This window comes from Rugamonas violacea (assembly GCF_016461825.1).
Taxonomy (GTDB): Bacteria; Pseudomonadota; Gammaproteobacteria; order Burkholderiales; family Burkholderiaceae_D; genus Rugamonas.
Map to the genome: position 1 here is coordinate 31,368 of NZ_JAEMNU010000139.1, position 3,010 is coordinate 34,377.

2 protein-coding genes are annotated in these 3,010 nt (G+C 65.4%); both read right to left on the reverse strand.

Features of this window, described 5'->3' with window-relative positions:
• Positions 1–104 precede the first annotated feature (104 nt).
• Positions 105–1,895, reverse strand: coding sequence for a dihydrolipoyl dehydrogenase (lpdA, locus tag H7U20_RS26115; protein WP_199762073.1), 1,791 nt, complete (start codon positions 1,893–1,895; stop codon positions 105–107).
• 9 nt (positions 1,896–1,904) lie between these two features.
• Positions 1,905–3,010, reverse strand: a 1,106-nt coding sequence (locus H7U20_RS30555; RefSeq protein ID WP_233411102.1) for a 2-oxo acid dehydrogenase subunit E2, incomplete at its 5' end; no start/stop codon positions are given.

The following is a 3,010-nucleotide window of genomic DNA, read 5'->3' on the forward strand; positions in this document are numbered from 1 at the left end:
CCCCCCCCCGGCTCTCCGCCTTTGGGTGGTTTTGTGGCCACCAGCACCTTGAGACGTAAAAAAACCGGGAACGAATCCCGGTTTTTTGCTGAAGCAGATGTCGCCTAGCGCTTGCGCGGCGGCGGCAAATCGGTGCACTTGCCTTCGTAGACTTCGGCAGCCATGCCGATCGACTCGCCCAAGGTCGGGTGCGGGTGGATGGTCTTGCCGATATCGACGCCGTCGGCGCCCATCTCGATGGCCAACGCGATCTCGCCGATCATGTCGCCGGCATGGGTGCCGACGATGGTGCCGCCGATGACGCGGTGGGTTTCGGCGTCAAACAGCAGCTTGGTGAAGCCCTCGTCGCGGCCATTGGCCACGGCGCGGCCGCTCGCCGCCCACGGGAACACGCCCTTCTCGACCTTGATGCCCTTGGCCTTGGCTTCATCTTCGGTGATGCCGGCCCACGCCACTTCCGGATCGGTGTAGGCCACCGACGGAATGACCTTGACGTCGAAGTGCGACTTCTGGCCCAGCGCGGCTTCCGCCGCGACGTGCGCCTCGTGCACCGCCTTGTGCGCCAACATCGGCTGGCCGACCAGATCGCCGATGGCGAAGATGTTCGGCACGTTGGTGCGCATCTGACTGTCGACGTTGATGAAGCCGCGATCGGTCACCGCCACGCCGGCCTTGTCGGCCGCCAGCTTCTTGCCGTTCGGGCTGCGGCCAACGGCCACCAGCACCATGTCGTAGATCTGCGGAGCGGGCGCGGTGGCGCCTGCCTCGGCCGCCTCGAAGGTGACCTTGATCCCCTCCGGCAGCGCCTCGACCGCGACCGTTTTGGTCTTGGTCATGATGTTGTCGAAGCGTTTCTCGTTGAACTTCTGCCAAACCTTGACCGCGTCGCGGTCGGCGCCCTGCATCAGGCCGTCCATCATTTCGACCACGTCGATGCGCGCGCCGAAGGTGGAGTACACCGTCGCCATTTCCAGGCCGATGATGCCGCCGCCGATAACCAGCATGCGTTTCGGGATGGCGCGCAGTTCCAGCGCGCCGGTCGAGTCGACGATGCGCGGGTCTTCCGGCACGAACGGCAGATTCACCACCGAGGAACCGGCGGCGATGATCGCCTGTTTGAACTGAACCACCTTCTTGCTGCCGTCGGTCGCCGTCACTTCGATGTGGTTCGCGCTGAGGAACTGGCCAACGCCCTGCACCACGCTGACCTTGCGCGCCTTGGCCATGCCGGCCAGGCCGCCGGTCATCTTGGTGATGACGCCTTCCTTGTACTTGCGCACTTCGTCGATGTCGATCTGCGGCTTGGCGAAGCTGACGCCATGCTTGCCCATGGTCGCCGTCTCGTCGATCACGGCGGCCAAATGCAGCAGCGCTTTCGACGGGATGCAACCGACGTTCAGGCAAACCCCGCCCAAGGTCGGGAAGCGTTCGACGATGACCACGTTCTGGCCCAGATCGGCCGAACGGAAGGCGGCCGAGTAGCCACCGGGACCGCCACCGAGCACCATCATGTCGCAATCGACGTCGACCTGGCCGCTGTAGCTGCCGCCAACCGGCGCAACCACCGGCGCTGCCGGAGCAGCTGCCGCTGCGGCCACCGGCGCGGCGGCGGCAGGCGCCGCAACCGCAGCCGCTGCCGGAGCTGCTGCGGCGGCGCCGTTGGCCTCCACCAGCAACAGCAGGCTGCCTTCCTTGACCTTGTCGCCGACCTTGATCTTGAGTTCCTTGACCACGCCCGCGTGGGTCGAAGGAATCTCCATGCTGGCCTTGTCCGATTCAACGGTGACCAGGGACTGGTCGACCTTGATCGTGTCGCCGACCTTGACCATCAGCTCGATCACTTCGACTTCCTTGAAATCGCCGATGTTCGGTACGTTAACTTCTACTGTGCTCATAGTCGCTCCTTACAGCAGAATTTTGCGCATGTCGGCCAGCACTTCGCCCAGATACACGGCGAAGCGCGCACCCATCGCGCCGTCGACCACGCGGTGGTCGTAGGACAGCGAGGTACCCATCATCAGGCGCGGCTGGAAGGCCTTGCCATCCCAGACCGGTTTCATCGACGCCTTGGACAGGCCGAGGATGGCCACTTCCGGTGCGTTGACGATAGGCGTGAAGTGCGTGCCACCGATGCCGCCCAGGGACGAGATGGTGAAGCTGGCGCCTTGCATGTCGGTCGGTTTGAGCTTGCCTTCGCGCGCTTGCGCCGACAGTTCGCCCATTTCCTTGGCGATCTGCGCGACGCCTTTTTTGTCGGCGTCCTTGATGACCGGGACCACCAGACCGTTCGGCGTGTCGGCGGCGAAGCCGATGTTGTAGTACTGCTTGAGGATCAGGTTTTCGCCGTTGGCGTCGAGCGATGCATTAAACGCCGGGAATTTCTTCAGCGCGGCGACCGATGCCTTGATGACGAAGGCCAGCATGGTCAGCTTGATCGCGTCCTTGTTCTTGGCGTTGGCCGCGTTCGACGAGACGCGGAATTCTTCCAGCTCGGTGATGTCCGCTTCGTCGAACTGCGTGACGTGCGGGATCATCACCCAGTTGCGGTGCAGGTTGGGACCGGAGATCTTCTTGATGCGCGACAGCGGCAGCAGTTCGGTCGGACCGAATTTGCTGAAGTCGAGCGAAGGCCACGGCAGCACGTCCATGCCGGAACCGGAACCACCTTTGGCGGCGACCGGCGCGGCCAGGCTGGCGGCGACGGCACCCTTGACGTAGTTCTGCACGTCCTGCTGGGTGATGCGGCCTTTCGGACCGCTGCCGGCGACGCGGCCCAGGTCGACGCCCAGTTCGCGGGCGAACTTGCGGATCGACGGCGAGGCGTGGGCCAGCTTGCCGGTGACGACCGAGCCGACCGAAGCGGCAGCTGCGGCGGCGGCGACAGGCGCGGCGGCGGCCGGCGCGGCAGCGGCGGCGGCGGCTGGAGCGGCGGCGGCGGCAGGCGCGGCGGCAGGCGCGGCGGCACCGCCGCTCGCTTCCACCACCAGCACGATCGAGCCTTGGGCGCCCG

Coding starts and splice junctions, on each gene's coding strand:
- lpdA (WP_199762073.1), bottom strand. CDS start 1,895: ATGAGCACAGTAGAAGTTAACGTACCGAACATCGGCGATTTCAAGGAA.